Raw genomic sequence first — 26,147 nt, forward strand, 5'->3', positions numbered from 1 at the left:
CTATGCGTCGGCGCCGGCTCGTTCGGGATCGTCCAACAGTTCGAGGTCCTCGCGCACGACGAGGCGCGACGCGATGGCGTGTTCGACCAGGCGCACCCGCCGGTTGGTGGCCGACGACGAGACGCCCCCGCGTAGTCCCGGCACCCCCTGCCGGTCGAGCTTGTCGCACACGTTGTCGAGCTTGCGGTTGAAGCGGGTCAGCGTCCAGCCCAGGCGCTCAGCGGCCTTGGCCGAGCTGGGCAGCTCGCTCATCCCGGTGCCCTCACGGCGCAGCAACGGCTCGGCGAGCGCGAGGATCAGCAGCTTCTGGCTGATCGTCAGCGGTACGGCGCCGATGGTCGACAGGCCGTCGTCGTCGACGTCGGTGACGTTCTCCCGGAACGCGGGCTGCTCGACATGCACCGACAGCTCGTAGGTCGTGGGGCCGGCGCTGAACACGACGGCCATCGCCGCGAACACGATGGGCAGGCGGGCTCCGGGCGCCAGCTGCGCCTGCACGCGGCCCTCGGTGTCGGTGACGGTCGCCGACAGTCGCGACCCGATGTTGATGAGCCACCACAGGCCCCCCGCCTCCTCGATGCAGAGGAAGTGGCGGTGCAGGAACCGGTTGTCGTCGAGGGCAAGGTCGCCCTCGCGGCCGATGGTGAAGCGCTGGCCGCGCGTGACGGTGAACAGTTCGCCGGCGAAGTCGACGGTGACCCCGTCGGGCTGGGCGGCGGTCGGCGGGACGGTGTCGTTCAGATCGGTCACGATGTCACACACTTCTGCGCCTCGGCGCTCTGGTTGCCCCCGTCGCGCACCAGCTGCACGCGGATGCACGTGGTGCCGGAGGGGTCGGCGGGCACCGTCACCTCGGTGTCCTCGGTGGGCTGCACGTCGGCCGCACCCTCGAGGGTGTAGGTGTGCCAGGCGAACCAGTCGCCGTCCTGCGGCTCGGGGTTGGTCCATGTGAAGCGCACCTGGTCGCCTTCGGCGACGCCGTCCAGGTCGGTCGGCACGGGGACGATCCCGGCGGCCGGGTCCTGCGGGCGGACGTCGACGGTTTCCGACGGTGCGGGCTCGGGGGTGCCGCCCAGCATGCTGGCCACGGCGACACCGGCGACGACGACCGCGGCCGCCGCGCCGATTCCCAGCCCGATCCACAGCCCGCGCTTCGATCGCGGCGGTGCGGGGGATGCCGGTGCCTGCGGCGCCGCGGGGGATGCCGGCACGGCGTCGGTGTCCGCACCGGCAGGCGGTACCGCGACGGAGGGTCGGCGCACCGTCGTGGAGACGTCCTCGGCCGGGATCGCGGCGACGGGTGCGCGCAGCACGGTGGCCTCGGCGGCGGGCGTCGTCGCGTACCCGGTCGTGGCGGACGCGGTGGTGCCCGACGATGTGGTCGTCTGCGGTGCGAACGGGTCGACCTCGCCGCGGCGGGTCTGTCCGGCCGAGGGCGCGGTGGTCGGCTCGATGCTGACGATGCCGCGCACGCGGGTGAGTTCGCCGTCCTCGTCGTCGTCGGCGTCGTCGATGGGCGAGTCATCGAGGATGTCGATCGGGGTGACCGAGTGCGCCAGTTCGATCTGCACCCGCTGCAGCGCCCGCGCGAAGGCGACGGCGCTGTCAAAGCGATCGCCGGGACGCTTGGCCATCGCCCGCTCGAGGACGATCTGCAGCGATTCGGGCGCGTCGGCCCGTTCGAGGCGCGGCACCGGCTGGGTCTCGATGCGCTGGATGAGGTCGGCGCCGCCGTTGCGGCCGCCGGGCACCTCGAACGGCGAGCGCCCGGCCAGCAGGGTGTAGACGGTCGCGCCCAGCGCGTAGACGTCCGAGCGCACCCCCGACTCGGGCACGTCGGCGAACGACTCCGGCGGCGACCACGGGATCGACATGCCCGCCGACGCATCGGCGCCTTCGGCCGTGGTGGCGATGCCGAAGTCGGTCAGGGCGGGCCGGTTGTATTCGGTGACCAGGATGTTGGCCGGCTTGATGTCGCGGTGCAGGATGCCGGCGCGGTGCGCGGTCTCCACGGCGGCGCCGACCTGGATGCCCACGCGCAGCGCCTCGGCGACCGAGAACGCCGCCGCCCGCGAGCGGATCTGCAGGTTCGGTCGCGGGCAGTACTCCATGACCAGGTACGGGCGCTGATCGTCGGAGACACCGGCCTGGTAGATGGTGACGATCGCCGGGTGGGTCGACAGCAGCGCCATGACGTTGGCCTCGGCGGTGAACTGCTCGGCCGAGCCGTCGGTCATGCGCTCGGCCAGCAGCACCTTCACGGCGACGCGGCGACGCGGCAGGTGCTGCTCGTACAGGTACACGTCGGCGAAGCCGCCCGAGCCTAGCACCTCGACATAGGTGAACCCGGGCAGCTGCGGCGGCGGCGCGGGTGCGCGCTTGGCACTCACGGCAGATCCTCGAAGGTGAGCGTCACACCGTCCCCCAGATCGAGCACGTCGGCGTCGACCACGAGCGTGGGCTCGCCGGGGTGCAGCCGCACCGGGTCATTGCCGGCACGCAGCAGCACGGTGCCGTTCGTCGTGTTCAGGTCGGTGACGAGCACGTGCTCGCCCTCGGCACGGATCTCGATGTGGCTGCGCGAGATGTCCTGGTTGGGGCTGTCGACCGCCACGAGGGTGGGCAGCTCGTCACCGCTGGCGCGCGCCGACTTGGGGCGGCGCCCGATGACGACGGGGCGCTCCAGCTCGACGGTGCGGCCGGTGGACAGCCGGATGCGTCCGCGGGACGGCTGTCGCGGCGGCACGTTCTCGGTGGACTCGTACTTCTCGCGCTCGGCTTCGCGCAGCTTGCGCAGCTCCGACACCGCGATGGTCGCCCCGTCGTGGTCGCCCAGCTCGGGCAGCGGCGGCACCGGGGGCACGGGCGGCATCGGCGGCACCGGGGTGGACGACGCGGCAGGGGTGGATGCCGGGGCGCCGGCGGCCGAGGGACGCGCCACGGTGGCCCCGAACACGATGTCCTCGTCGCTGGGGGGCACCGCGGTGGCGGCAGGCAGCCACGTCTCGGCAGCGGCATCCGGAACCGGGTGCCCGCCGGCATCCGCCTGATCCGACGCGGCGGCGGGCACGGATTCGGTCGGCGGGGAAGCGGGTTCCGCAGGACCGGCCGAGGCATCGTCGGACGCGGCGCCCGGCACGGACGCGATGACGTCGGCGCCGGTGCCCGGCGCGTCGGTCCCCGTGCTGTCCGCACCGTCCTCGTCCTCGTCGTCGGCCGACCAGCGGCTGCCCAGGAATGGCGACACCGGCGGTGCGGACGATGCGGCGGCGTCTGCTTCCGTGCCGGCGTCACCACCTTCGACGGTGGCCGCGATGGACGGCTCGGCCTCGGAATCGGGCGCGTCGGCGCGGGCCGGATCGGGGTCGTCGGCGTCGATGGCGCCCGAGGGCGCGGCGGCGGGGGCACCGGTGTCGGTGGCGACCCCGGGCTGGGCGCCGTCTCCGGCCGCGTCGCCACCGGCATCCACGGGCTCGGAGACGACGGCCGGGGCGGCCTCGACAGCAGCGGCGGGCGCGGACGACACGGGCGGGACCGGTCCGGTGACCAGCACGAGGCCGGCGACGGGCACGACGCCGTCGATCAGGGGCAGCGCCTCGGCGCCGTCTCCGGATCCGTCGACGGTGATCGTGACGCGGTAGGTGTCGGGGATCAGCCGTTCGACCCAGGTCGCCACACCGGCGCCCGACACGGCTTCGGTGCCGTCACCGCTCTCGACGATCAGTTCGAGTGATCCGCGCACGGCGACGCGCACGCCGCCCTCCTCGACGGTCGCGAACGCGAACGGCGGAATGGCGCTCAGCGACGTGCCGAACGCCCCGGTGAGGCCTTCGATGAGCGCGGCGATGCCGCCGTCGGCCAGCCGGCGCCACACGCTCTCGGCGGTGTGGGCGGTGGTGCTGGGCGGCAGCACCGCCACACTGTGACCGGAGACGACCGCTCGCCAGGCCTCCGCCTGCGCGGCGGGCTGGAATCGCACGTCCACCATCAGCCGTTCCCCCTCGCTTCGGCCCGCGGCCGGGTGTCTTCGTCGATGTCTCCGCCACGCCCGCCGGCCGGCGCCGTGTCGTAGATGTCGTCGTGCCCGGCCACCGACAGGGCATCGACGACGATCGCCGTCACGTTGTCGCGACCGCCGTGCACGAGCGCTTCGTGGATGAGGCGCGTCGCTGCGGCCTGCGGGTCGGTCTCCGCGGTGAGGATGTCGGCGATGCGGACGGCGTCCAGTTCGCCGGACAGTCCGTCCGAGCACACGAGGATGCGGTCGCCGGGCTCGGCCGGCACCATCCAGTAGTCCGCTTCGCCGTCGTTGCCGGCGCCGATGGCACGGGTGATCTCGTTGCGCCGCCGGTCGGTCGCCGCCGCCGCGCCGTCGATGGCGCCGGCGTCGATGAGCTCCTGCACCACCGAATGGTCGACGCTGATCTGCTCGAGCACGCCGTGCGCGAAGCGGTAGGTGCGAGAGTCGCCGACGTTGACGGTCAGCCAGTACCCGGCGCCGCCGACGGTGCTCACCGCCACGCCGCTGAGGGTGGTGCCGGCCGCACGCGTGCCGCTGGCGATCGCCTCGACCTGCGCCCGAGCGCGCGCCAGCGCGTCGCGCATGTCGTCGATGCCGACCGCTTCCCGCCCGGCGAGGGTCGCGAACTCGGCGACGACGGCGGCGCTGGCGCGGTCGCCGGCGTCGTGCCCGCCCATGCCGTCGGCGACGAGGAACATCGGAGCCTGCGCGAGCAGGGCGTCTTCGTTCACGCGGCGCCGCAGACCCGGATGGGTGGCGGTGCCGGTGGCGACCTGGATGGGGCTCTCGCTCATCGTCCCACCTCGACGGTGATCCGCCGGTCGCCGATCTCGAGCACGTCACCGGCGTAGATGGTGACCTGCCCACCCGGCGTCGCCGCCTGGCTCTGCGCGCCACGGCGCACGACGACACCGTTGGTGGAGTGGCGGTCGCTGATCCAGACCCGGCCGTCCTCGGCGCCGATCTCGAAGTGCGTCTTCGACAGCGAGAGCGTCTCGTCGCGGACGGGCACCACGTGCGCACCGGTCTCCGGGGTGGGGTTGCGTCCGAACAGCGTGCGACCGTAGAGCGCGTGGCGGGTGCCGTCGTCCCACACCAGGGTGGCGAACGAGCGCGCACCGGTGGCCATGCGCGTCTGGTCGACCGGCACCTCCTCGGGTCCGACCGGGGGCGCCGTCGGCGCCGCGGGCGGGCGTGATGCCGTCACGCCGGGAACGAACGCGATCGGCCCGTCGGGCTGCGGCTGCGGCTGGCGCGGCGGCACGACCACGGTCGCGGCCGGCATCTCCGGCGCGGCGGGGTCGAAGGGCGCCGCCGGCGGTGCGAGCGGGCCGGCGGGCGGGGTCACATCGGCGGGCGGGGCGACCGGGGGCACGGGGGCCGGCTGCGGCGGCCGCGGCGGCGCGGCGACGGGATGGGATGCCGCGGGCGTGTACGCGGCGGGCGGTTGCGGGGCACCGGCATCCATCGGCGGGGCGGGCGGAACCGCCGCCGGCGCGGGCGGGGCGGCGGGGACGCCTCGGACATCGGTCATGACGGCGCCGGAGACCTGGTCGTGCCAGCCGCGGTGCCACGGGGTCTGGTCGAAGAGGGGCGAGAACATGCCGACGATGATCGCCGACCCGCCGGCCCACACCAGGTTGCGGCCCAGCGCGCGGCCGAAGCCGAGCCGGTCGCCGTCGATGTGGGTGAGTTCGAGCCCGAGCACGCGCATGCCGATGGAGCCGGCACCGCCCTGCATCCCGGTGTAGACGAAGAACCAGGCGATCACGGCCAGGTACGCTCCGCCGATCGCCAGCAGCGGGGAGAACTGCCCGCCCGTGGCCAGCGCGAGCGCCATCAGCAGGCTGGCGACGACGCCGCCGATGATCCCGGCGACGACACCGTCGATGACGTACGCCAAGACACGGCGGCCGAGTTCTGCAGGACGACCGGTCATGACGCTCCTGGGTTCGACCGGCGCAGCGACCGCAGGCTCAGCCGGGCACGCAGACGCTGCCAGACCGAGGTGGACCCCTTCATCTCACCGACGATATCGTCCACCTCCCGCCAGAATGCGGCCACATCGTCCGGGGTCGGGTCGCCCGGGCCGTACACCCCGGCATCCGCCCGCTGCGCGAGCAGGGCCACCCGCGGCTGGGTGAACGCCTCCTGCACGACCTGTGCGCTCTCGGCGCGCGTCGCCCCGGCCACGACCGGCGCGCGCAGGTCGACCGCCGAGTCGACCAGCTCGTCCCACCCGCCGGAGATGCGGTCGGCCGTGCGGTCGGCGCGCAGTCGACGCAGACGCCGCGTGCCCTTGATCAGGCCCATCACGATGAACGGCGCCAGCAGCAGGATGATCACGCCCAGGCCCAGGGCGGTGTACATGAGGATGGGGCCCAGCCAGTCCACGCCGGCCTCGTCCTCTTCCTCCTGCTCGCGGTCGTTCGCGATGGCCGGCGGCAGCTCGGCCGGCTCCTGCGCGGGCGGCGGCGGCTGCAGCACCTGCGGCTTGGGGTTGGCGCGCGGCTTGGTCGACTGCTCGTTGGGGACGTTGTCCTCGTCGGGCGTGGGGTCGAACGGGATCCATCCGTAGCCGTCGAACGCGACCTCGACCCAGGCATGCACGTTGTCACCGGTCGCGGTGAAGACTTTCTCGGCCACGTCGTCGTCGTTCAGGTGCCACCCCATGACCACCCGCGCCGGGATGCCGAGCTGGTTCGCCATGAGCGCCATCGCGACGGCGTACTGCTCGTCGTCGCCGATCAGCTGGTCGGCGGCGAACATCGAGATGATCCGGCCGGCGCCGTGACCCGACGGCGACAGGGCCTCGCCCTCGAGGCCGTGGCTGAAGAACCCGTCCGTGCTCAGCCAGTCCTCCAGCGCCCGCACCCGCTCGATGGGCGTCTCGGCGTCGACGGTCGCCTCGGAGGCGAGCTCGGCGAGGTTCTCGGGGACGCCGGTCTGCCTCGGCATCTTCAGCGGCGCGAAGGGCACGTCGGCCAGGGCGGCGTCGCTCGGATGCTGGGGCAGCACCGTCTCGACCGTGTACCGGTCGCCGGCCTCCAGGCCCACCGTCGTGACCGCGGTGCCGGTCGCGTCGTTGTAGTGCGCGGCGCGGCGCAGCTGCTCGCCCCGCTCCCCCTCGAAGGTGAACGCGCGCACGGCGCCGGCGCCCGGCATCCACACCCCCTTCAAGGAGTCGATCGTGACCTGCAGCGTCGTCGGGGCGCCTTCGGCGTCCGGCGACATGTTCGATCGGACCGGGGTGAACGAACTGGACGAGCCCGCACCGTCGTCGGAGACGTTGTAGACGATGCCGTTGTACGTGTCCATGGTCGCCAGGCGGATGCGCCCGTCTTCGGGCAGGCCGGTCACCGTGAACAGCGTCGTGTCCTCGAAGTCGCGGACCAGGCCGCGGAAGGACTGCAGGGGGCTCGGGTACTGGCGGATGTCGAACGGCGGCACGACGAAGTCGCGCAGCACGTAGCGCGGTACCGGCGGGCTGGCCACGGCGGCGGTGGTCACGCCCACACCCGCAGCGACCGCGAGCACGACGGCGCCGGTGATCACCCGCCGCGACCGGGAGTGGCGCACGGCGGATGCGTCGGCGGCGCCCGACGCCTCGACCCGCACGGCGGCGCGGTCGTTGTCCCAGGCGTGGCGCACCGACAGCCAGAGCACCGCGACGAGGCCGAACAGCACGCCCTGCACGATGGGGGCCGCCGGCTCGGCGACACCCAGCAGGATCTGCGCGGCCAGCAGCAGGGCGGCCGGCAGCAGCGCCCAGGCGGCGGTGCGCACCCGGAGCGCGAGCGAACCGGCGATCACCGCGGCCACCAGGGTGAGCAGGAACGGCACGATGAGGTGGCCGTCGGAGACGGCGACGGGCGGCACGGTGGTCAGCAGCTGCTTCCACGAGGTGACCGATCCGACGCCGAGCTGCACCCACGTGTCCAGGGTCGGGATCACGCCGAGCAGCGAGGTGTGCGGCAGGGCGAATGCTCCGCCGCAGAGGAAGTACGCGGCGACGGTGATCCCGGCCACCGAGAGCACGCCCCACCGCAGGCGGCCGCCGAGCCAGGCGATGCCCAGTCCCAGCACGAGCGCGCCGAACCCGGCGACAAGGTACTGCGGGCCGTCGAAGGTGGGCCCGAAGCCGATCACGGCCACCGACAGCAGCAGCGCGACGGCGATGAGGTCGAGGAGGACGATGCGCGCAGGCCGCTGCGCGCCGGAGGGCGCGGTCACGACAGGACCTTCCGGACGGCGGCGGGCAGCTGGTCGAGCGCGCCCAGGGTGATCACGTCGGCCTCGCCGATGCGGCGCAGCGCCGGCGAGGTCACGCGGGAGTCGGCGACGACCGCGAGCACGCGCACGCCGTACGGCTGCCGCGAGCAGGCCAGGCGCAGGTCGGCGGCATCGGTCTTGGCGCCGGTCACCAGCACGACGACGGCCGCCTGCGGGGCGTGCACCGACACCGCGCCGGACAACGCGACGATGCCGCCCTCGCGGGGACGGGAGTGCTCCAGCGCGGACAGCTCGTCGAGGAAGCGGCGGCCGGACTGGGCACGCAGCGCGCCCTTCTGCACCCGGGCGTCGAGCGTGCGGGAGTCGCGGATGGCACGCAGGCCGATGGATCCGGCCACCGAGATGGCCAGCTCGAACTCGTCGTCGTCCCGGTATTCGTCGGGGTGGGTGGACAGCCCGACCACGAAGTGCGAGCGCCGCGTCTCCTCGTACTGTCGCACCATGACGTCGCCGACGCGTGCGGTGGACTTCCAGTGCACGTGGCGCAGGTCGTCGCCGGGCTGGTACTCGCGCAGCGCGTGGAAGGACACGTCGTCGCGGGCGAGGTGCTGGGCGGGCAGTCCCTCGAGGTCGCGCAGGTGACCGAGCGAGAGCCCCTCGAGGTTGGTGGTGCGCGGATGCACGTAGAGGTCGACGGCCTGGCGGCGGTCGTGCGTGCGCTCGAACAGGCCGAGCGGGTCGCCGCGCAGCACACTGACGGGTCCGACCTGGAGGACGCCGCGACGGCTGGTGGGGATAGCGAACAGCTCTTCGTGGGTCGCGCCCGGCGCCAGGCGCGGCACCTGGAACAGGCCGCGTCCGGAGCCCACCGGCAGCACGACCTGCGCGGGCAGGATGGCACGCGACGTGCCGTTGGTCAGCGTCAGCCCGCCGACCGCGCGCTCCCCGACGACCACGTGCGAGCGGGTGAGGTCGAGGCCGACGTCATACGTGGTGCGGCCGAAGAGGAACCCGATGCTCAGCACCACGACGGCGGTGACGACCGCTGCGGCGACCATCGCCTCCTCCCAGCCGAGGGTGAGGGCGGTGATCCAGAGGATGATCGCGGAGGCGATCACCACCCAGCCGAGCGGCCGGATGACGGCGGGGACGTCGCGCACGACGCGCCACACCACTCCGGCGATCTCGCCGGCCTGCTCCCGCAGTTTCTCGGCGCGCGAGGGCTCCGCGGGGCGCAGCAGGGACGCGGCCTCCGGTTCGGGTGCGACACCGACCGGCTCGAAGGCCGGCGAGTCCGCGGCCGAAGGCGCGTCGGCATCCCGGCGCGCCCTGCGCGTCGGTACCTGCGTCTCCGGAGCCGTGGTCATCAGGCCGTGGCCCGTGCCAGCGGGGCTTCGACGTCGGCGAGCGCGCGCTGGATGACGGTCTCGCCGGTGATGCCGGAGAACTCCGCCTCGGGGTCGAGCACGAGGCGGTGCGTCCACACCGGTGCGGCCAGGCTCTTCACGTCGTCGGGGATCACATAGTGCCGCCCCTGGGATGCGGCGAACACGCGGGCCATGCGCATCATCGAGATCGCACCACGCACCGACACACCGAGGCGGGTCGCGTCGGCGGTGCGGGTGGCCTCGACCAGCTGACCGGCGTACCGGGCGACGGCCGGGTCGACGTGCACGGTGGCGGCGAGGTCGGCCATGTCGGCGACCGCACCGGTGGTGATGACGGGCTTCAACTGCGCGGACGGGTTGCGGTCGACCGTGCCGGCGAGGATGCGCTCGGCGACCGCGAGCGACGGGTAGCCGATCGAGGTCTTGATCATGAAGCGGTCGAGCTGCGCCTCGGGCAGCTTGTACGTGCCGGCCTGTTCGATCGGGTTCTGCGTCGCGATCACCAGGAACGGCCGGCCCACGTCGTGTGCGACGCCGTCGACGGTCACGCGCGACTCCTCCATGACCTCCAGCAGCGCCGACTGCGTCTTCGGGGACGCGCGGTTGATCTCGTCGGCGAGCACGATCGAGGCGAACACAGGCCCGCGGTGGAACTCGAACTTGTGGTTCGCCTGGTCGTAGATGGTCACCCCGGTCACGTCGGACGGCAGCAGGTCGGGAGTGAACTGGATGCGGCTCGACGTGCCCTGCACGCTGGCCGCGAGGGCCTTCGCGAGGCTCGTCTTGCCGGTGCCGGGGGCGTCCTCGAGCAGCACGTGACCCTCGGCCAGCATCGCCGACAGCACCAGGCCCACGACCTCGCGCTTGCCCATCAGGGCGATGTCGACGTTGTCGACCAGGCGCGTGAAGGTGTCGCGGAACCAGGCCGCCTGTTCCGGAGTCATGCTCATGTGTCGTTTCCTTGCTGTCGTCGATGCGGTGGACCGGAGGTCACCACGTGGATTTCTCGTAGGCCTTGCCGTTCAGCACGACCCAGACCTGGGCACCGGGGTGCCCGAAGAAGCACTGCAGCTGCGTGCGGCCGCCCGAGGGGATGTGGACCGGGCCCTCCCAGGTGTTGAACTGGCCGCCCACAGAGGACATGCACTTGTAGGAGTAGCTGCCGGCGGAGAAGGCGTCGTTGGTGTTCACGACGAAGTAGTAGCAGCCTCCGCTGGTGCAGCCGGGCCGGCCGGCCGCGGACGAGCCCTTCGTCACCCACGCGCGCGGCTCCGGGGGCGGCGGCTTGGCCGCCGTGGTGGCCGACGCGGAGTCGGTGGTCGTGGTGCTGCCCGCCGCGCTGGTGCGCACCCGGACGGTGAGCGTCGTGCTGTAGCCGACGTTGCGTGAACCGCTGCCCGACGCGGCGACCTTCTTCCACGCGTCGCCGCCGATCTTGATCTCGGTGGTGACGGCACGCCCGTTCGGTGCCGGCGACGACCACGACCACGACACGGTCGTGCCGCTGGCCGACGCAGTGATCCTCGGATTGCCGATCTGGCCGTACGGCCTGACCTCGTTGGAGGGTGCCGAGGCCGGGCTGGTGTAGGTGGCGCCGTCGACGGTGGCGACCGCACGGATGCGGATCGTGTACGCGCCGTTGTTGTTCACCTGACCGTTGCCGATGGTCCCGCTGCCGTTGCCGCCGGACACCCAGTCGCCGCGCCAGCCGCCGTTGTTGACCGAGTACTGGTACGAGACCTCGCTCGCGCTGGCGCCACCGCGATCGCCCGCGGTCCACGACACCGAGACGCGGTTGTCGCCTTCGGTCGCACGGACCGACGTGGGGGCGGCCAGCTGCGTGAACCCGCGCCGCGGGGCCGATGCCGCGCTCCACTGGCCCCAGCCGGCCTTGTTCTGGGCGCGGACGCTGAAGGTGTAGTTCGTCTCGGATGCCGGGACGACCACGGCCTGGGTCGTCTGGCCGGCGGGAACCGCCACCGTGTTGACGACCGTGGAGCCCTGCATGACCCGAAGCTCATATCCCGAGATCGCATCGCCGTTGGCCGCCGGGGCGTTCCACGCCGCCTGCAGCTGGGCCTGGCTGCCCACCGGCTCCAGACGTGAGGTCGTCGGCGCGCCCGGAGCCGCCGGCGGTGCGGCCGGGATCTCGGCCGCCGACCAGGCGCTCCATCCCGAGGGCTCAGGCGCCCGGTTGTGGGCGCGCACGCGCACCTTGTAGGCCGCGCCGTTCTCGAGACCTTCCCAGACGACGCTGTTGCCGGTCAGCCCGGTCTTCTGCACGACGCCCGACGGCGGTGCCGGCGAGATCTCCAGCGTGAAGCTCTCGACCGGGGAACCCTCGGTCGCGGGGGTCGTCCAGTTGACCGTGAGGCTACGGTCGCCGAAGGTCAGCGTCGGCGGCACGGGCGTCTCGGGACGCACGTCCGGACGCGCGGTCTCGGACGGCACCGACGGGTCAGAGGTGCCGACCCGGTTGGTCGCCGTCACGACGAAGTTGTACTCGACGTTGTTGGTCAGTCCGTCGAGCGTGCACGTCGTCGACTCGCACTGCTTGGTGTAGTTCCCGGCGGTCGAGGTGACCGTGTAGCCGGTGATGGGAGTGCCGTTGTCGATCGGCGGCGTCCAGGAGAGCACCACCTGGCGGCTCTGCACGCTCGACACCGTCGGCTTGCCGGGTGCATCCGGACGACCCTGAACCGTGATGCGCACGCGGCCCTCGACCGCACGGTCGGCGTCTTCCGTGGCATCCAGCACGCGGTAGCGCACGACGACGGTGCCCACGAAGGTCGACGCGCTGGTCACCTCGACGTTGTCCCCGGCGATCCGGGCGTCGGCGTCACCGGTCTCGACGATCGCGTTGACCACCTGCAGCGGCGTGTCGGGGAACGGGTTCACGTCGTTCTCGAGCACCGGGACGCTGAGGGTGGCGCCCTGGTCGGCTTCGTCGATCACGTCGTCGTTGGCGCTCGCGAGTTCGCGCGTGGATGCCGTGACCGTCACGTCGATGTCGGCGAAGGCCGGCTCGGCCTCACCGTCACTGACGCTGACCCGCAGCGCGACACGCGTGCCCTTGGGGGTGTTGGTCGCCGCGGCGACGCTGAGCACGGTGCCGTCGACGTCGGCCGTCAGGCCGTCGGGCACGTCGCCGGCCAGGTCGAACGTGAGCGTGTCCTCCGGGTCGGGGTCAGTGGCCAGGGCCGCCAGGTCGAGCGTGGACGCGTCCTCACCCGGGGCGACGTTCATCTGCGCACCCACGATCGTGGGGGGAACGTTGTCGGGCGGGGTGACGGTGATGGGGATCGTCAGGGTCGCCTTGCGCCCCTGGGGGTCGTCGGGCCCGTTGCCGTCAGTCACCTCGAAGGTGATCGCATCCTGACCGTGGTAGCGGTCGGCGGACGTGTACACGAGGGTGTGCTGATCGCGCACGAGGCTGTCCCCGTTGGCGTGGGATGCCTTGACCTTGGCCGCTTCGGTGATCACCACGTCGCGGTCGCCGGCCGCCTGCACGTACTCGGAGAGCGGCAGCTCGATCGTCTCGCCGCTCTTGACCTCGACGGCGACGCCGGCCATCAGGCTCGGCGGCAGCGACGACAGCGAGGGCACATGGATGAAGGCGGTCGCCTGCTGCCCGTCCACGTCGGTGACGGTGTAGCTGATGAGCTGGCGCTCGTCGGTCAGCGTCACCCGCACGATGCCGTCCCGGCGCGTCGACGCGTTCTCGCCACCGGTGCCCAGGGAGACCTGCAACGCGCTCTTGGTGCCGTCGGGGTCGTCGTCGTTGTCGAGCACGTCGATGTCGGCCGTGCCCTCGTCGGTGACATCCTCCGCGCGCACGCGGTCGTCCCGGGCGATGGGCCGCAGCAGCGGCACGTCCTCGTCGACGGTGATCTGCACCGAGGTCGTGGCGCTCAGGCCCCGCTCGTCCTCGATCGTGTACTGCACGCTCGTGTTCATCTCGGTCTCCGGCGAGGTGATCACGAGATACTCGCCCGAGACAGTGGCATCCAGACCTTCGACGTCCGGCACGCTGACCGCGTCAGCGGCGAAGCCGAACAGGTCGCCGTCCGGGTCGGAGTCGTTGATCATCACCGGCAGCGCGACTTCGCGCCCAGGACGCATGACCACCGAGTCGCGCACCGCGTACGGCGCCTGGTTGGCGGACGCGGCCGGGGCGATGCCCACCTGGATCCGGGCGGTGCCCTCCTTGCCGAGGCGGTCACGCACCCGGTAGGTGAAGGTGTCCACCCCGACCGAGTCGCCGAAGGCCTCGTAGGTGAAGCTCGCCGCGCCGGTCTCGGTGATGCGGCCCTTCTCGGGGGCCGAGGCGAGACCGATGAGCTCGACCGAGTCGCCGTCCTCGTCGATGCCGTTGAGCTCGATGGGCACGGTGACCCGGGAACCGGCAAGGGTGCGCGCGGTCACATCCCGCGGCCGCGGTGCGGCATTGGCCTCGTCGTTGCGCGGCAGCACCTGGATCGTCACGTAGCCGGCGTCGCGCTGCCCGGTCGAGTCCTCGACCTCGTAGGTGGCGTAGACGGTGCCGGGCTCGTCGCTCGCGCGGAACCGGAGCGTGTCCTCGGAGACGTGGATCTCGCCGTCCTCGTCGTCGATGAGCGGCGGAACCAGGTCGGGGGCGACGGTGATGGCGTCGCCATTGGGGTGGTAGTCGTTGTCGAGCACCGGGATGGTGACCACGTCGCCGACGCGCACGACGGCTTCGTCGTCGTTGGCGACCGGGGGACGCAGCCGGTCGGGCGCGGCGACGGGGATGACGATGATCTCCCCCTGCGCCTGCGCGGTGCCGTTGGAGATGGTGTAGGTGACCCGGATCTGCTGATCCAGCGTTCCCTGGTCGCTGATGCGCACGGTCTCGTGCCCGAGGACCGCCGCGGCCACGCCGCTGCCGTCTTCGACGGTGACCGACTGCACGACCAGTAGGCCACCCGCCGGATCGGTGTCGTTGGACAGGACGTTGACGAGCACCTCGTCGCCGGCCGGCAGCAGCGCGACGTCACGGACCGCGATGGGCGGCAGGTCGCTCTCCCCCTCGGGCAGCACGTCGATGCGGACGAGGCCCGGCACCGAGTTGGCACCCGCCGACACCAGGTACTGCGCGTAGTACGTGCCCTCGACGTCGGAGCGGAAGGTGAACGTGCCGTCGGAGAAGTCGGGGGTGATGGTCGCGCCCTCGACCTCGTCGACGCGGGTGAGGCGCAGTGGCTCGCGGCCGGAGCTGGTGTCGTTCGACAGCGGCGACACCGTCGCGGTCTGGCCCACGCGGGTGACGACGTGGTCGGAGTTGGTGATCGGCACGGTGCTGCCCAGGGGGCGGATGTCGTAGCGCGCGATGCCCGCGCCGTCGTCGGTGCCGTCGGACACCACGATCGGCACGTCCTTGCGGCCCTGCATGCCGCCGATCGCCCGGTAGGTGATCTGGCCGTCCGAGGTGAAGTCGGCTTCGTCGCCGCCGTCGGGGACGACCGACTGCAGGAAGATGTCGTCGCCGTCGGGGTCGATCCAGTCGGGCAGCACGTTGTACGACGCGGTGCCGCCGGTCTCGACGGTGATCGGCGTGCGGCGCTGCTGCACCGGTGCCGAGTTGGTCTCCCAGCCGTGCACGGTGACGGTCACGCGGGCTGAGGCCTCGCCGCCGCGGCCGTCCTCGACGGTGTAGGTGAACGAGGTGGTCCCGGTGTCGTCCTCGTCCACGGCGATCTGCAGGGCCGCGCCGTTGTGGATCGGCTGCACGGTGCCGAAGCCGGGCTCGCTCTTGACGGTCGCGACCAGCACGTCGCCGTCGGCGTCGGTGTCGTTGGCCAGGATCGGCAGGACGGTGGTGCGGCCCGGGCGCACGCCGAACCGGTCGTCCTCCGCCAGGGGCGGCGTGTTCTGCTCGGTGCGCTCGGGGAGGGTGGTCTGCACCGTCTCCTCGGTGGTCTCCTCCTCCTCGTCGCCCTCCCCCTCGGGCGGCGTGAGGTCGAGCCAGTTGTCGACCCGCTGCATGCTGTCGCTGGCCATCCACGCGGCACCGCCGAGGACGTCGTTGAGCACGACGACGTCGCGGTTGACCCGGAACCGGAGCACGCTGGTGGACTCGACACCCTCGACGGTCTCCACGCGGTCGGAGGCGGCGCCGGGGCAGTCGCGGACGAACTGACCCGAGCCCGACCAGGCGCCGTACGCGCAGCCGGCGACGTACACGGGCTGTGCGGGGGTGCCCTCGCCGTCGGCGGGGAGGGTCTGGAGCTCGCCGTCACCGGTCACGCGCACGAGCGCGTCGTCCGTGCTGAGCGTGACGGCGTCGGCGGCTACGGAGGGCTGCTGGAGGACGGCGCCGGCGGGCACTTCGACCCGCGACCCGTCGCTGCCCTGCAGGGTGCGCTTCGCGGCATCCAGCACGTACGCCGTCTTCCCGACGGCGGTGATCGTGACCTCATCGCCCTTGGCCACGTCGTCGAGGTCGTGCTCGGCGCGCTGCTGGATCGTGTCGTCGTCGGCACGACCGTAGGTGAAGAGCTTTGCCTGCTCGGGTGAGACCGCGTAGACGGTTCCGTCGACGCCGACGGTCGCCTGCGCCCCCTTCCCCAGTTCACCGATCGGGTCGACGACGTCGGGCGAGAACGCGCCCACCGACGAGAACGGCACCGCCCACAGCTGCCCCGAGCCGTCGAGGATCGCGACGTTGCCGCCCCCCATCGCGACCTGTGCTCCCGGGGGCAGGTCCGCACTCTCCGAGAGGATGACGCGGGCGGGGTCGACGGAGGTGGCGGTCGCGTCCTGCCCATCGACGACGAGCACCTGCGACCCGTCCTGGAGGATGTCGTACTCGCTCGAGGTGGCCCGCAGCCCGCCGTCGAGGACGCCGGACTGGTGGTTGAGGTGTCCCACGAGCAGGCTCGACTGCTTCGTGACCCAGACGCCGCCGTCATGGAGATCCAGCTCGGTGGTCGGCTTGCCGTCGTAGACGAGCGCGAGGGTACCGAGGGTGACTGCGGCTGCGGCCACCGCACCGACCGATGCCATGGTGCGCGGGCGCGCGCGAAGCCACGCGAAGGACGTCATGGGGGGTCAGCTCGCTTCCTGGTCACTCTGGCGTCTTGCGTGTGCTCGGGAACTGATCGCTGAATCAGTCGCTCACAAAGGGGACGTTAGGACACAATACGTGGCCTCGGTGAAAATCTCCGCTCGCGCAGGTGGGGAGAACTGCCCATGACCGGGCATTCAAGGCCCAGCACCGGGTGTTCAGCCGCCGACGTACGCGCGCAGGTGCCTCCCGGTGAGGGTCTCGCCGTGAGACACGAGGTCGGCCGGCGTGCCTTCGAACACGATCCGCCCGCCGTCGTGTCCGGCCCCGGGGCCGAGGTCGATGATCCAGTCGGCGTGGGCCATCACCGCCTGGTGATGTTCGATCACGATGACGGAGTTCCCGGCATCCACCAACCGGTCCAGCAGCGCCAGCATGTTGTCGACATCGGCGAGGTGGAGCCCCGTCGTCGGTTCGTCGAGCACGTAGACGGCACCCTTCTTGGCCATCGAGATCGCCAGTTTCAGCCGCTGCCGCTCCCCGCCCGAGAGCGTGTTGAGAGATTGACCGAGCGTGAGATACCCCAGCCCCACGTCGACCATGCGGCTCAGCGTGGTGTGGGCGGGCCCCTTCGTGAAGAACTCGGCGGCCTCGGCGGCGGGCATCGCAAGCACCTCGGCGATGTTCTTGCCGTCGAGGCGGAACTCGAGCACCTCGTCGCTGAAGCCGGTGCCCTCGCACAGGTCGCACAGCGTCTCGACCGTCTGGGTGAAGCCGAGGTTGGTGATGATGACCCCCAGGCCGCGGCAGGCCGGGCAGGCGCCGTCGGAGTTGGCGCTGAACAGGCCGGGCTTGACGCCGTTCGCCTTGGCGAACGCGGTGCGGATGGCGTCGAGGATGCCGGTGTAGGTGGCCGGGCTCGACCGGCGATTGCCCTTGATGGGCGCCTGGTCGACGACGATGACCTCGTCGGATGCCGGAAGGTGGCCGTGGATGAGCGAGGACTTGCCCGATCCGGCGACACCGGTGACGACGGTGAGCACCCCCAACGGGATGTCGACGTCCACGTCCTGGAGGTTGTGCCGGCTCGCGCCGCGGATGGCGAGGACCCCGGTGCGCTCCCGCACGGCGGGCTTCAGCTGCGCGCGGTGATCGAGGTGCCGCCCGGTGATCGTGTCCGAGGCCCGCAGCCCGGCGACGTCGCCGACGAAGGTGATCTCGCCGCCGGCACGACCGGCACCCGGTCCCAGGTCGATGATGTGGTCGGCGATCTCGATGACCTCGGGTTTGTGCTCCACGACCAGCACCGTGTTGCCCTTGTCGCGCAGCCGGACCAGCAGGTCGTTCATGCGGCCGATGTCGTGCGGGTGCAGGCCGGCCGTGGGTTCGTCGAACACGTAGGTGATGTCGGTGAGGGACGACCCGAGGTGCCGGATCATCTTGATGCGCTGCGCCTCGCCACCCGACAGCGTGCCACTGGACCGTTCGAGCGACAGGTAACCGAGACCGATCTCGAGGAACGAGGCGACCGTCTGACGCAGCCCGGTCATCAGCGGTGCGACCTCGGGGTCGTCGATGCTGTCGAGCCAGGCCGCGAGGTCGCTGATCTGCATCGCCGCGGCATCCGCGATCGAGATGCCCTTGATCTTCGCCGAGCGCGCGCCGTCATTCAGCCTGGTGCCGCCGCAGTCAGGGCAGGGCAGGAACTTCACGGCCCGGTCGACGAACGCGCGGATGCCGGGCTGCATGGAATCCCGGTCCTTCTGCAGCATCGACTTCGTGATCTTGGGCACGAGGCCCTCGTAGGTCACGTTGATGCCGCCCATCTTGATCTTGGTGGGCTCCTTGTAGAGGAAGTCCTGCAGCTCCTGCTCGGTGTAGTCGGCGATCGGCTTGTCGGGGTCCACCAGTCCCGATTCGCTGAAGCCCTTCACCATCCAGCCGCCGACGTTGTAGCCCGGGATGGTGATCGCGCCCTCGTTGAGCGACTTGGTGCGGTCGAACAGTTCGTCGAGGTCGACGTCGCTCACCTCGCCCAGGCCCTCGCAGCGTGGGCACATGCCGCCGGTGACCTCGAACGAGCGGCGCTCCTTGACCTTCTTGCCGCCCTTCTCGAACGTGACCGCGCCGGCGCCGGAGACCGACGGCACATTGAACGAGAAGGCCTGCGGCGATCCGACGTGCGGCTGCCCGATGCGGCTGAACAGCAGCCGGAGCATGGCGTGCCCGTCGGTGGCGGTGCCGACGGTCGACCGGGGGTTGGCCCCCATGCGCTCCTGGTCGACGAGGATGGCGGGGCTGATGTTGTGCAGGGCGTCCACGTCCGGGCGGGTGAGCTGCCCCATGAACTGCTGCACGAAGGTCGGATAGGTCTCGTTGATGAGGCGCTGCGACTCGTTGGCGATGGTGGCGAACACGAGCGAGGACTTGCCCGAGCCGCTCACCCCGGTGAACACCGTCAGGCGGCGCTTGGGGACTTCGACATCGATGTTCTTGAGGTTGTTCTCGCGCGCGCCGGTGACGATGATCCGGTCGTGCGTGTCGGCGATGTGGGCGGCGTGCGTGTCGGAGTGCGGAGCGGCCATACGGCACAGTCTGCCGTCATCGGCGACACGGGGGAATGCGCAATCGTCGCGGACCGGGCCTCACCCGGCGGCGCGGTGGCAGCCGACGACGTGGTCGTCGACCATGCCCGCGGACTGCATGAGCGCGTACATCGTGGTGGCGCCGACGAAGCGGAACCCGGCAGCGCGCAGCGCGGTGCTCATTGCGGTGGATGCTGCTGTCACGGCCGGCACGTCGGCGACGGATGCCGGGCGTGCGCGCGGCCCGGCGGGTGCGAACGACCACATGAGGGCGTCGAGCTCCCCCGGCGCCATGGCCGCGACCAGCCGGGCGTTGGAGATCGTGGCGAGGATCTTGGCGCGGTTGCGGATGATGCCGGCATCCCCCATCAGCCGGTCGACGTCGGCGTCGGTGAAGGCGGCGACGGCGGCCGGGTCGAACCCGGCGAACACCTCGCGGAAGCGCGGGCGCTTGCGCAGGATCGTCATCCAGCTGAGCCCGGCCTGGAACCCCTCGAGGCTCATCTTCTCGAACAGGGCGCGGTCGCCGTGCAGCGGACGCCCCCACTCCTCGTCGTGATAGCGCGCGTACTCGGGGTCGTCGCCCACCCATGCGCACCGGGCGAGCCCGTCGGGTGCGATGCGCAGGTCGGTCACCCCCTCAGCCTACGGAAGCCTACGGGCCGGGGGTGCGCCGCTCGGGATGCGGCGCTACTTCTTCTTCTTGAGCGACTTCTCCGACACCGGCGCCCGGCCGGACGCGGCCAGCTCGGCGTAGTACGCCCGGGCCTCGTCCTGACGCTCGCGCTCACCACCCAGGGCGATGGGGGCGCGCACGTGCTCGGGGTCGAATCCGAAGGCGTCGACGAGGTCCTGCGCGTGCGGACGCAGGCGGGCGGCGAGCCGGTCGATGTAGCGCGAGACCGAGGCGGCGCGCTGCGTCGACAGCCGGCCGTTGATCAGGTACCAGGCGAGGTGCTTCTCGATCAGGTGCATGCCGAACAGGTCACGCAGCCAGGTCAGCACCTGACGCGTGCCGTCATCGGTGATCGCCCGGACGCCGTCGCTGAACGCCTCCCACTGCAGCAGCTCGCCGTGCGCGCGGGCGGCCTCGATGAGCTCGGACTGGTGCTCGTTGAACACGGCAGCCGCTTCGAGGGCCGGCAGCTTGGCCGCCGGCCGAAGCGCCCCGGCGACGTCGGCGATCATCTGCTCCACCCGGCCGGCGAGCAGTTCGTGCTGCTGTTCGGCACGCAGCCCCAGCTCGACCGAGCGCGCGGTGGAGCCGAAGTCGGCGACGGTCTGCCCGAGCTGGCGCAGGCCCGCGCCGTGGAAGATCTTGCCCGCGGTGCTCTTGGCGGCGTAGGAGGCCAGCTTCGCGGCATCCGCCCCCCGGAACTGCTTCGCGAAGTCGGCGAGCAGGCGCTTGCCCACCAGCTGCAGCAGCACGTTGTTGTCGCCTTCGAAGGTCACGTAGACGTCGAGGTCGCTGCGCAGGCCGGTGAGTCGGTTCTCGGCCATGAAGCCGGCGCCTCCACACGCCTCGCGCGCCTCCTGCAGCGTGTCGAGCGCATGCCAGGTCGACAGGGGCTTGAGCGCGGCGGCGAGCGTCTCGAGGTCCTCGCGCTCGTCGGGGGTGTCGTGCGTGCCGCCGAAGACGCCGTCGAACTTGCGCAGCAGCTCGTCGTGCGAGAAGAACTGCGCGTAGGTCTGGGCCAGGCGCGGCAGCAGTCGGCGCTGGTGCTTGCCGTAGTCGAGCAGGACGACCTCGTCGGTGCCGGCGCCCGAGTCGAACTGACGGCGCTGGTTGCCGTAGGTGATGGCGATGTAGGCGGCCAGGGCGGATGCCGTGGTCGCGGCCCCGTCGAGCGAGACCCGGCCCTGCACGAGCGCGCCGAGCATGGTGAAGAACCGGCGGCCGGGGCTGGCGATGTCGCTGGAGTAGGTGCCGTCGGCGGCGACGTCGCCGTAGCGGTTGAGCAGGTTGAACCGCGGGATGCGCACCTGGTCGAACGCGAGGCGGCCGTTGTCGATGCCGTTCAGCCCGCCCTTGGGGCCGTCGTCCTCGCTGGTGATGCCGGGGAGGTTCTGGCCGTTCTCGTCGCGGATCGGGACGAAGAAGCAGTGCACGCCGTAGTTGACCCCGCCGGTGATGAGCTGCGCGAACACGGTGGCCGCACGCCCGTGCAGGGCGGCGTTGCCCAGGTAGTCCTTCGTCGCCGCGCGGAACGGCGTGTGGATGACGAACTCCTCGGTCTCGGGGTCGTAGGTGGCCGTGGTGCCCAGTGCCGCCACGTCGGAGCCGTGGCCCCGCTCGGTCATGGCGAACGCACCGGGCAGGTCGAGGGTCATGACGTCGCGCAGCCACGCGTCGTGGTGCTTCTTCGTGCCCAGCTGCTGGATGGCCGAACCGAACAGCCCCCACTGCACGCCGCCTTTGATCTGCATGCTGGGGTCGGCGAGCACGAGCTCCTCGAAGCCGGCGAGGTTGGCGCCGTCGTTGGCCTGGCCGCCGTACTCCTTCGGGTAGGCGCGGCCCGAGGCCCCGCGCTCGGCGAGCAGTCGCAGCTGGCCCAGGGTGCGCTCCCGGTGCGCATCCATGGGCTCGCCCTCGACGCGCCAGAACGCCGGGTCCTTGATCATCTCGCGTGCTTCGCGGCGGGTGGCCGCCCAGGTGCCCAGCAGCAGGTCGGTCACCGCGGCGATGTCGATGCGGGCCTCGTCGGCCTCTGCGGCGTTGTGCGGCGCGGTGGGTGCGCCCCCGGCGGGGGTGCGCTTGTTCGTGGCGGGCCGCTTGGGGCGGATGACGGAGTCGGTCATGGTGCTTCCCTCGTGGCGGGGTGGACAGAAAAGTTCATCCTCGACCGTAGGAGTCCTACAAGTTCTCGCCAAGCGGCCTGGCGCAGTCCCACAGTCAGGGCGGAGTGCAGGGCCCCACCGGGTTGTATACGCCACACAGTCGGCTCCCGCCGGGCGTCGGGAGAAACGGTCAGAACAGGCCGGTGATGCGCCCGTCGTCGGTCACATCGATCGACTCGGCGGCCGGCCGGGTCGGCAGCCCGGGCATGGTCATGATGGCGCCGCACACCAGCACGACGAACTCGGCGCCGGCGGCCAGCCGCACCTCGCGGATGTCGACGTGGTGACCGGTCGGCGCGCCGCGCAGCGCGACGTCGGTCGAGAACGAGTACTGCGTCTTCGCGATGCACACCGGCAGGTGGCCGTAGCCCTCCTCCTGCAGGCGCTTGAGCTGCGTGCGCACGGCGGTGGACGCCGTGATTCCGGCCGCGCCGTACACCCGGGTCGCGATGGCTGCGGCCTTGTCCCAGAGGGTCGCGTCGTCGGGGTAGGTGAAGGTCAGCTCGGCGTCGCCGGCGTCCATCTCGGCCAGCACCGCGCGGGCGAGGTCTTCGGCCCCGGCCCCGCCTTCGGTGAAGTGACGGGCGGGCACGGCCGTGACGCCGAGGCGGGCGGCCCCGGCGATGAGGGCCTCGACCTCGGCCGGCGCGTCCTCGACGCGCTGGTTGATCGCGACGACGCAGGGCAGCCCGAACACCTCGCGCACGATGTGGATGTGCCGCTCGAGGTTGACCAGACCGCGCTCGAGCGCGGCCACGTCTTCGGTCGGCAGGTCGGCGACGGCGACCCCGCCGTGGTACTTCATCGCCCGCACGGTCGCGACGATGACGGCCATGCTCGGGCGCAGCCCGGAGGTGCGGCACAGGATGTCGACGAACTTCTCGGCCCCGAGGTCGGCGCCGAACCCGGCTTCGGTGATGACGTAGTCGGCCAGCCGCAGCGCCGAGGAGGTCGCCATGAGGGAGTTGCAGCCGTGCGCGATGTTCGCGAAGGGGCCGCCGTGCACGAACGCCGGGGTGTGCTCGAGGGTCTGCACGAGGTTGGGGGCGAGGGCGTCGCGCAGCACCGCCGCCATCGCGCCGTGCGCGTTCAGGTCGGCCGCGCGCACCGGCATCCGGTCTCTCGTGTAGGCGACGACGATGCGCCCCAGGCGCGCCTTCAGGTCGGCGAGGCTGGTGGCCAGGCAGAAGATCGCCATCACCTCGCTGGCCACGACGATGTCGAAGCCCGACTCGCGCGGGTAGCCGTTGCCGGTGCCGCCCAGGCCCTGCACGACGTCGCGCAGGGCACGGTCGTTGACGTCGAGCACGCGCCGCCAGGTGATGCGGCGCACGTCGATGCCCAGGGCGTTGCCGTGGTGGATGTGGTTGTCGATCATCGCGGCCAGCAGGTTGGTGGCCAGCGCGATCGCGGCGAAATCGCCCGTGAAGTGCAGGTTGATGTCCTCCATGGGCACGACCTGCGCGTAGCCGCCACCGGCCGCGCCGCCCTTCATACCGAACACCGGCCCGAGCGCCGGCTCGCGCAGGCAGATCATCGCGTTCTCGCCCAGCCGTGTCATCGCGTCGCCGAGCCCGACGGTCGTGGTGGTCTTGCCCTCCCCGGCGGGGGTCGGCGACACGGCGGTCATCAGGGTGAGCTTGCCCTGCGGCCGGTCGGCGAGGCCGGCCAAGTACGGCAGCGCGACCTTGCCCTTGAATCGCCCGTAGGGGACCACGACGTCGTCGGGGATGCCGAGCCGGTCGGCGATCCGGGTGATCGGCCACAGGTCGGCCTGCTGTGCGATCTCGATGCTGCTGGTCACGGCTGCTCCCGCCCGCGGGCCTCGTCGCCCGTCGGCACCAGCCTAGGAGTCATGTCGCCGCGGGCACGATGCCACGCGAAGAACGGATGCCGGTCGCCGCGGCTGGGCGCCGGAGCGGCGGAGACCGCCGGAGCGACGGGGCGGTGTCACCCCTCGGCGATCACCGCCAGCACGGCCTCCCCGTAGGCCTCGCGCTTCTTGGCGCCGATGCCGGTGATGCCGTGGAGGTCGGCCGGGGATGTCGGGCGGTGTTCGGCCAGCGCGCGCAGGGTCGCATCGCCGAACACGATGTAGGCCGGCACGCCCTGTTCTTTCGCCACGCCCGCGCGCCAGGCGCGCAGCTTCTCGAACAGGTCACGGTCGCCCTCGGCGAGCGCATCGGAGGCCGCGGCCTTGCGGGCGCGGGCGCTGCCGCCGCCGGTGCGGCCGAGCACGTCGCGCCGCAGCGGCACCCCGGTCTCTCCGCGCAGCACCGCGGCGCCCTCCTCGCCGACGGCCAGCACGCCGTACTCGCCCCGGGCGACGAGGATGCCGCGGGCCAGCAGCTGCCGCACGACCGACCGCCAGTCCTGGTCGGACAGGTCGGCGCCCAGGCCGTACGTGGCGAGGGTGTCATGGCCCTGCTGGCGCACGCGTTCGGTCGACGCGCCGCGCAGGATGTCGATGAGGTGCCCGGCGCCGAACGCCTGGTTGCGCTCCCGTTGCAGTCGCACGATCGTCGACAGCAGCTTCTGCGCGGCGACAGTGCCGTCGAACGTGTCGGGGGTGGTCAGGCACGTGTCGCAGTTGCCGCACGGCCCGGATTCCTGCCCGAAGTAGCCCAGCAGGTTCTGCCGCCGGCATCCCACCGTCTCGCACAGCGCGAGCATCGCGTCGAGGTGCTGGCCCATGCGCATCTTGTAGGTGCGGTCGCCGGGAGACTGGTCGATCAGGCGCCGCTGCTGCACGACGTCGCCCAGGCCGTAGGCCATCCATGCGACGGCCGGCTCGCCGTCGCGTCCGGCGCGGCCGGTCTCCTGGTAGTAGCCCTCCACCGACTTCGGCAGATCGATGTGGGCGACGAACCGCACATCGGGCTTGTCGATGCCCATGCCGAACGCGATCGTGGCGACCATGACCACGCCGTCCTCGCGCAGGAAGCGCGACTGGTGCGCCGAGCGCACCTCGGCGGGCAGGCCCGCGTGGTAGGGCAGCGCGTCGATGCCCTGCTTCTGCAGGTGCTCGGCAGTCTGCTCGACCGACTTGCGGCTGAGCGCGTAGACGATGCCGGCGTCGCCCTCGGGCTGGCTGCGGATGAACTGCACGAGCTGCCGCCGCGGGTCGACCTTCGGCTCGATGCGGTACTGGATGTTCGGGCGGTCGAAACTGGCGACGAAGTGCTTCGCCTCGGGCAGGTGCAGCCGCTCGGTCAGCTCACGGTGCGTGGCGCGGGTCGCGGTGGCGGTCAGCGCCATGCGCGGCACGCCGGGGAAGCGCTGATCGAGGTCGCCGAGCGCGAGGTAGTCCGGCCGGAAGTCGTGGCCCCACTGCGACACGCAGTGCGCCTCGTCGATCGCGATGACGCTCAGCTGCGCCTGCTGCAGCAGGCGGGTCGTCGCGGCGACCGAGAGGCGCTCGGGTGCGACGTAGAGCAGGTCGAGCTCGCCGGCCAGCAGCGCCTGCTCGACGCCGGCCCGCTCACCGGCCGACTGCGTCGAGTTCAGATACGCCGCCCGCACGCCGTTCGCGACGAGCGCGTCGACCTGGTCGTGCATGAGGGCGATCAGCGGTGAGATGACCAGGCCGGTGCCCGGCCGCACGAGCGCGGGCACCTGATAGGTGATCGACTTGCCGCCGCCGGTGGGCATGAGCACGACCGCGTCGCCGCCGGCGATCACGTGGGAGACGATGTCGGCCTGGTCGCCGCGGAACGCGTCGTAGCCGAAGACCTCGGTGAGCACGGCGACCGGGTCGGCGCCGGTGTGGTCGCGCCGGTCGAGGGTGAGCACGGATGCCGGGACCGCGGCCGGGCGGGTCCACTCCTCTCCGCGGGCGGAGGCGGCGTCGGGGGCGCGCCCGGCTGCGGCCTGGTGATCGGCCGCCGCACTGCGGGTGGCGCGCGCGACGGCGCCGGCGTAGCCGTCGAAGGCGGGGTCGGGGGGCGGTGGCGCGTCGAGGTCGTCCGGCGGGGTCAGCTCATCGGGATCCCACGGAACGTCCGCGTAGGGGTCGTCGCTGTAGCCGGCGTCACTCACCCGGTCCACGATAGCTC

Annotated in this window: 14 protein-coding genes; all 14 read right to left on the reverse strand. The window is 71.9% G+C overall.

Annotated elements, in window-relative coordinates; translation table 11 throughout:
* The 14 genes from ACQ143_RS13545 to recQ all read right to left on the reverse strand — a co-directional run bounded on the left by ACQ143_RS13545 (position 1) and on the right by recQ (position 26,130).
* Positions 1-750 (reverse strand): hypothetical protein, encoded by a 750-nt coding sequence (locus tag ACQ143_RS13545; protein ID WP_449571231.1) that lies wholly within the window; start codon positions 748-750, stop codon positions 1-3.
* Positions 747-2,390 (reverse strand): serine/threonine-protein kinase, encoded by a 1,644-nt coding sequence (locus ACQ143_RS13550; RefSeq protein ID WP_449571232.1) that lies wholly within the window; start codon positions 2,388-2,390, stop codon positions 747-749. The genes ACQ143_RS13545 and ACQ143_RS13550 overlap by 4 nt, the downstream gene beginning before the upstream one ends.
* Positions 2,387-3,988, reverse strand: coding sequence for an FHA domain-containing protein (locus ACQ143_RS13555; RefSeq protein WP_449571233.1), 1,602 nt, complete (start codon positions 3,986-3,988; stop codon positions 2,387-2,389). Before ACQ143_RS13555 ends, ACQ143_RS13550 begins: the two co-directional genes overlap by 4 nt.
* A complete protein-coding gene (locus tag ACQ143_RS13560) occupies positions 3,988-4,815 on the reverse strand; it encodes a PP2C family protein-serine/threonine phosphatase (RefSeq protein WP_449571234.1) in 828 nt (275 codons plus the stop codon). Before ACQ143_RS13560 ends, ACQ143_RS13555 begins: the two co-directional genes overlap by 1 nt.
* Entirely contained in the window at positions 4,812-5,960 is a 1,149-nt protein-coding gene (locus ACQ143_RS13565) for an RDD family protein (RefSeq protein ID WP_449571235.1), read from the reverse strand. The genes ACQ143_RS13560 and ACQ143_RS13565 overlap by 4 nt, the downstream gene beginning before the upstream one ends.
* On the reverse strand, positions 5,957-8,254 hold the full coding sequence (locus ACQ143_RS13570; RefSeq protein ID WP_449571236.1) for a transglutaminase family protein: 2,298 nt from the start codon (positions 8,252-8,254) through the stop codon (positions 5,957-5,959). The genes ACQ143_RS13565 and ACQ143_RS13570 overlap by 4 nt, the downstream gene beginning before the upstream one ends.
* Positions 8,251-9,621 (reverse strand): DUF58 domain-containing protein, encoded by a 1,371-nt coding sequence (locus ACQ143_RS13575; protein WP_449571237.1) that lies wholly within the window; start codon positions 9,619-9,621, stop codon positions 8,251-8,253. The genes ACQ143_RS13570 and ACQ143_RS13575 overlap by 4 nt, the downstream gene beginning before the upstream one ends.
* Positions 9,621-10,592 (reverse strand): AAA family ATPase, encoded by a 972-nt coding sequence (locus ACQ143_RS13580; protein WP_449571238.1) that lies wholly within the window; start codon positions 10,590-10,592, stop codon positions 9,621-9,623. The genes ACQ143_RS13575 and ACQ143_RS13580 overlap by 1 nt, the downstream gene beginning before the upstream one ends.
* Positions 10,593-10,632: 40 nt before the next feature.
* Positions 10,633-16,707: an Ig-like domain-containing protein gene (locus ACQ143_RS13585; RefSeq protein WP_449571239.1), complete on the reverse strand. Its 6,075-nt coding sequence runs from the start codon at positions 16,705-16,707 to the stop codon at positions 10,633-10,635.
* 180 nt (positions 16,708-16,887) lie between these two features.
* Positions 16,888-19,254 carry an ATP-binding cassette domain-containing protein gene (locus ACQ143_RS13590; RefSeq protein ID WP_449571240.1) on the reverse strand — a complete coding sequence of 789 codons (2,367 nt, stop codon included), beginning with the start codon at positions 19,252-19,254 and terminating at the stop codon, positions 16,888-16,890.
* Between the two features lie 60 nt (positions 19,255-19,314).
* The gene (locus tag ACQ143_RS13595; RefSeq protein WP_449571241.1) at positions 19,315-19,890 is read right to left on the reverse strand and encodes a DNA-3-methyladenine glycosylase I; all 576 of its coding nucleotides are present in this window, start codon (positions 19,888-19,890) and stop codon (positions 19,315-19,317) included.
* Positions 19,891-19,944: 54 nt separating this feature from the next.
* Complete coding sequence (locus ACQ143_RS13600; RefSeq protein ID WP_449571242.1) at positions 19,945-22,053, reverse strand: acyl-CoA dehydrogenase family protein; 2,109 nt, start codon at positions 22,051-22,053, stop codon at positions 19,945-19,947.
* A 169-nt stretch (positions 22,054-22,222) separates the two neighbouring features.
* The gene (locus tag ACQ143_RS13605; RefSeq protein WP_449571243.1) at positions 22,223-23,896 is read right to left on the reverse strand and encodes a formate--tetrahydrofolate ligase; all 1,674 of its coding nucleotides are present in this window, start codon (positions 23,894-23,896) and stop codon (positions 22,223-22,225) included.
* Between the two features lie 146 nt (positions 23,897-24,042).
* Positions 24,043-26,130: a DNA helicase RecQ gene (gene recQ / locus ACQ143_RS13610; RefSeq protein WP_449571244.1), complete on the reverse strand. Its 2,088-nt coding sequence runs from the start codon at positions 26,128-26,130 to the stop codon at positions 24,043-24,045.
* Positions 26,131-26,147 lie beyond the last annotated feature (17 nt).

This window comes from Microbacterium pollutisoli, assembly GCF_053586795.1.

Bases quoted from the DNA above. Each gene is read 5' to 3' on its own strand.
- ACQ143_RS13575 (WP_449571237.1), bottom strand. From the start codon at position 9,621: ATGACCACGGCTCCGGAGACGCAGGTACCGACGCGCAGGGCGCGCCGG.
- ACQ143_RS13590 (WP_449571240.1), bottom strand. From the start codon at position 19,254: ATGGCCGCTCCGCACTCCGACACGCACGCCGCCCACATCGCCGACACG.
- ACQ143_RS13585 (WP_449571239.1), bottom strand. From the start codon at position 16,707: ATGACGTCCTTCGCGTGGCTTCGCGCGCGCCCGCGCACCATGGCATCG.
- ACQ143_RS13555 (WP_449571233.1), bottom strand. From the start codon at position 3,988: ATGGTGGACGTGCGATTCCAGCCCGCCGCGCAGGCGGAGGCCTGGCGA.
- ACQ143_RS13580 (WP_449571238.1), bottom strand. From the start codon at position 10,592: ATGAGCATGACTCCGGAACAGGCGGCCTGGTTCCGCGACACCTTCACG.
- ACQ143_RS13565 (WP_449571235.1), bottom strand. From the start codon at position 5,960: ATGACCGGTCGTCCTGCAGAACTCGGCCGCCGTGTCTTGGCGTACGTC.
- ACQ143_RS13560 (WP_449571234.1), bottom strand. From the start codon at position 4,815: ATGAGCGAGAGCCCCATCCAGGTCGCCACCGGCACCGCCACCCATCCG.
- ACQ143_RS13600 (WP_449571242.1), bottom strand. From the start codon at position 22,053: ATGACCGACTCCGTCATCCGCCCCAAGCGGCCCGCCACGAACAAGCGC.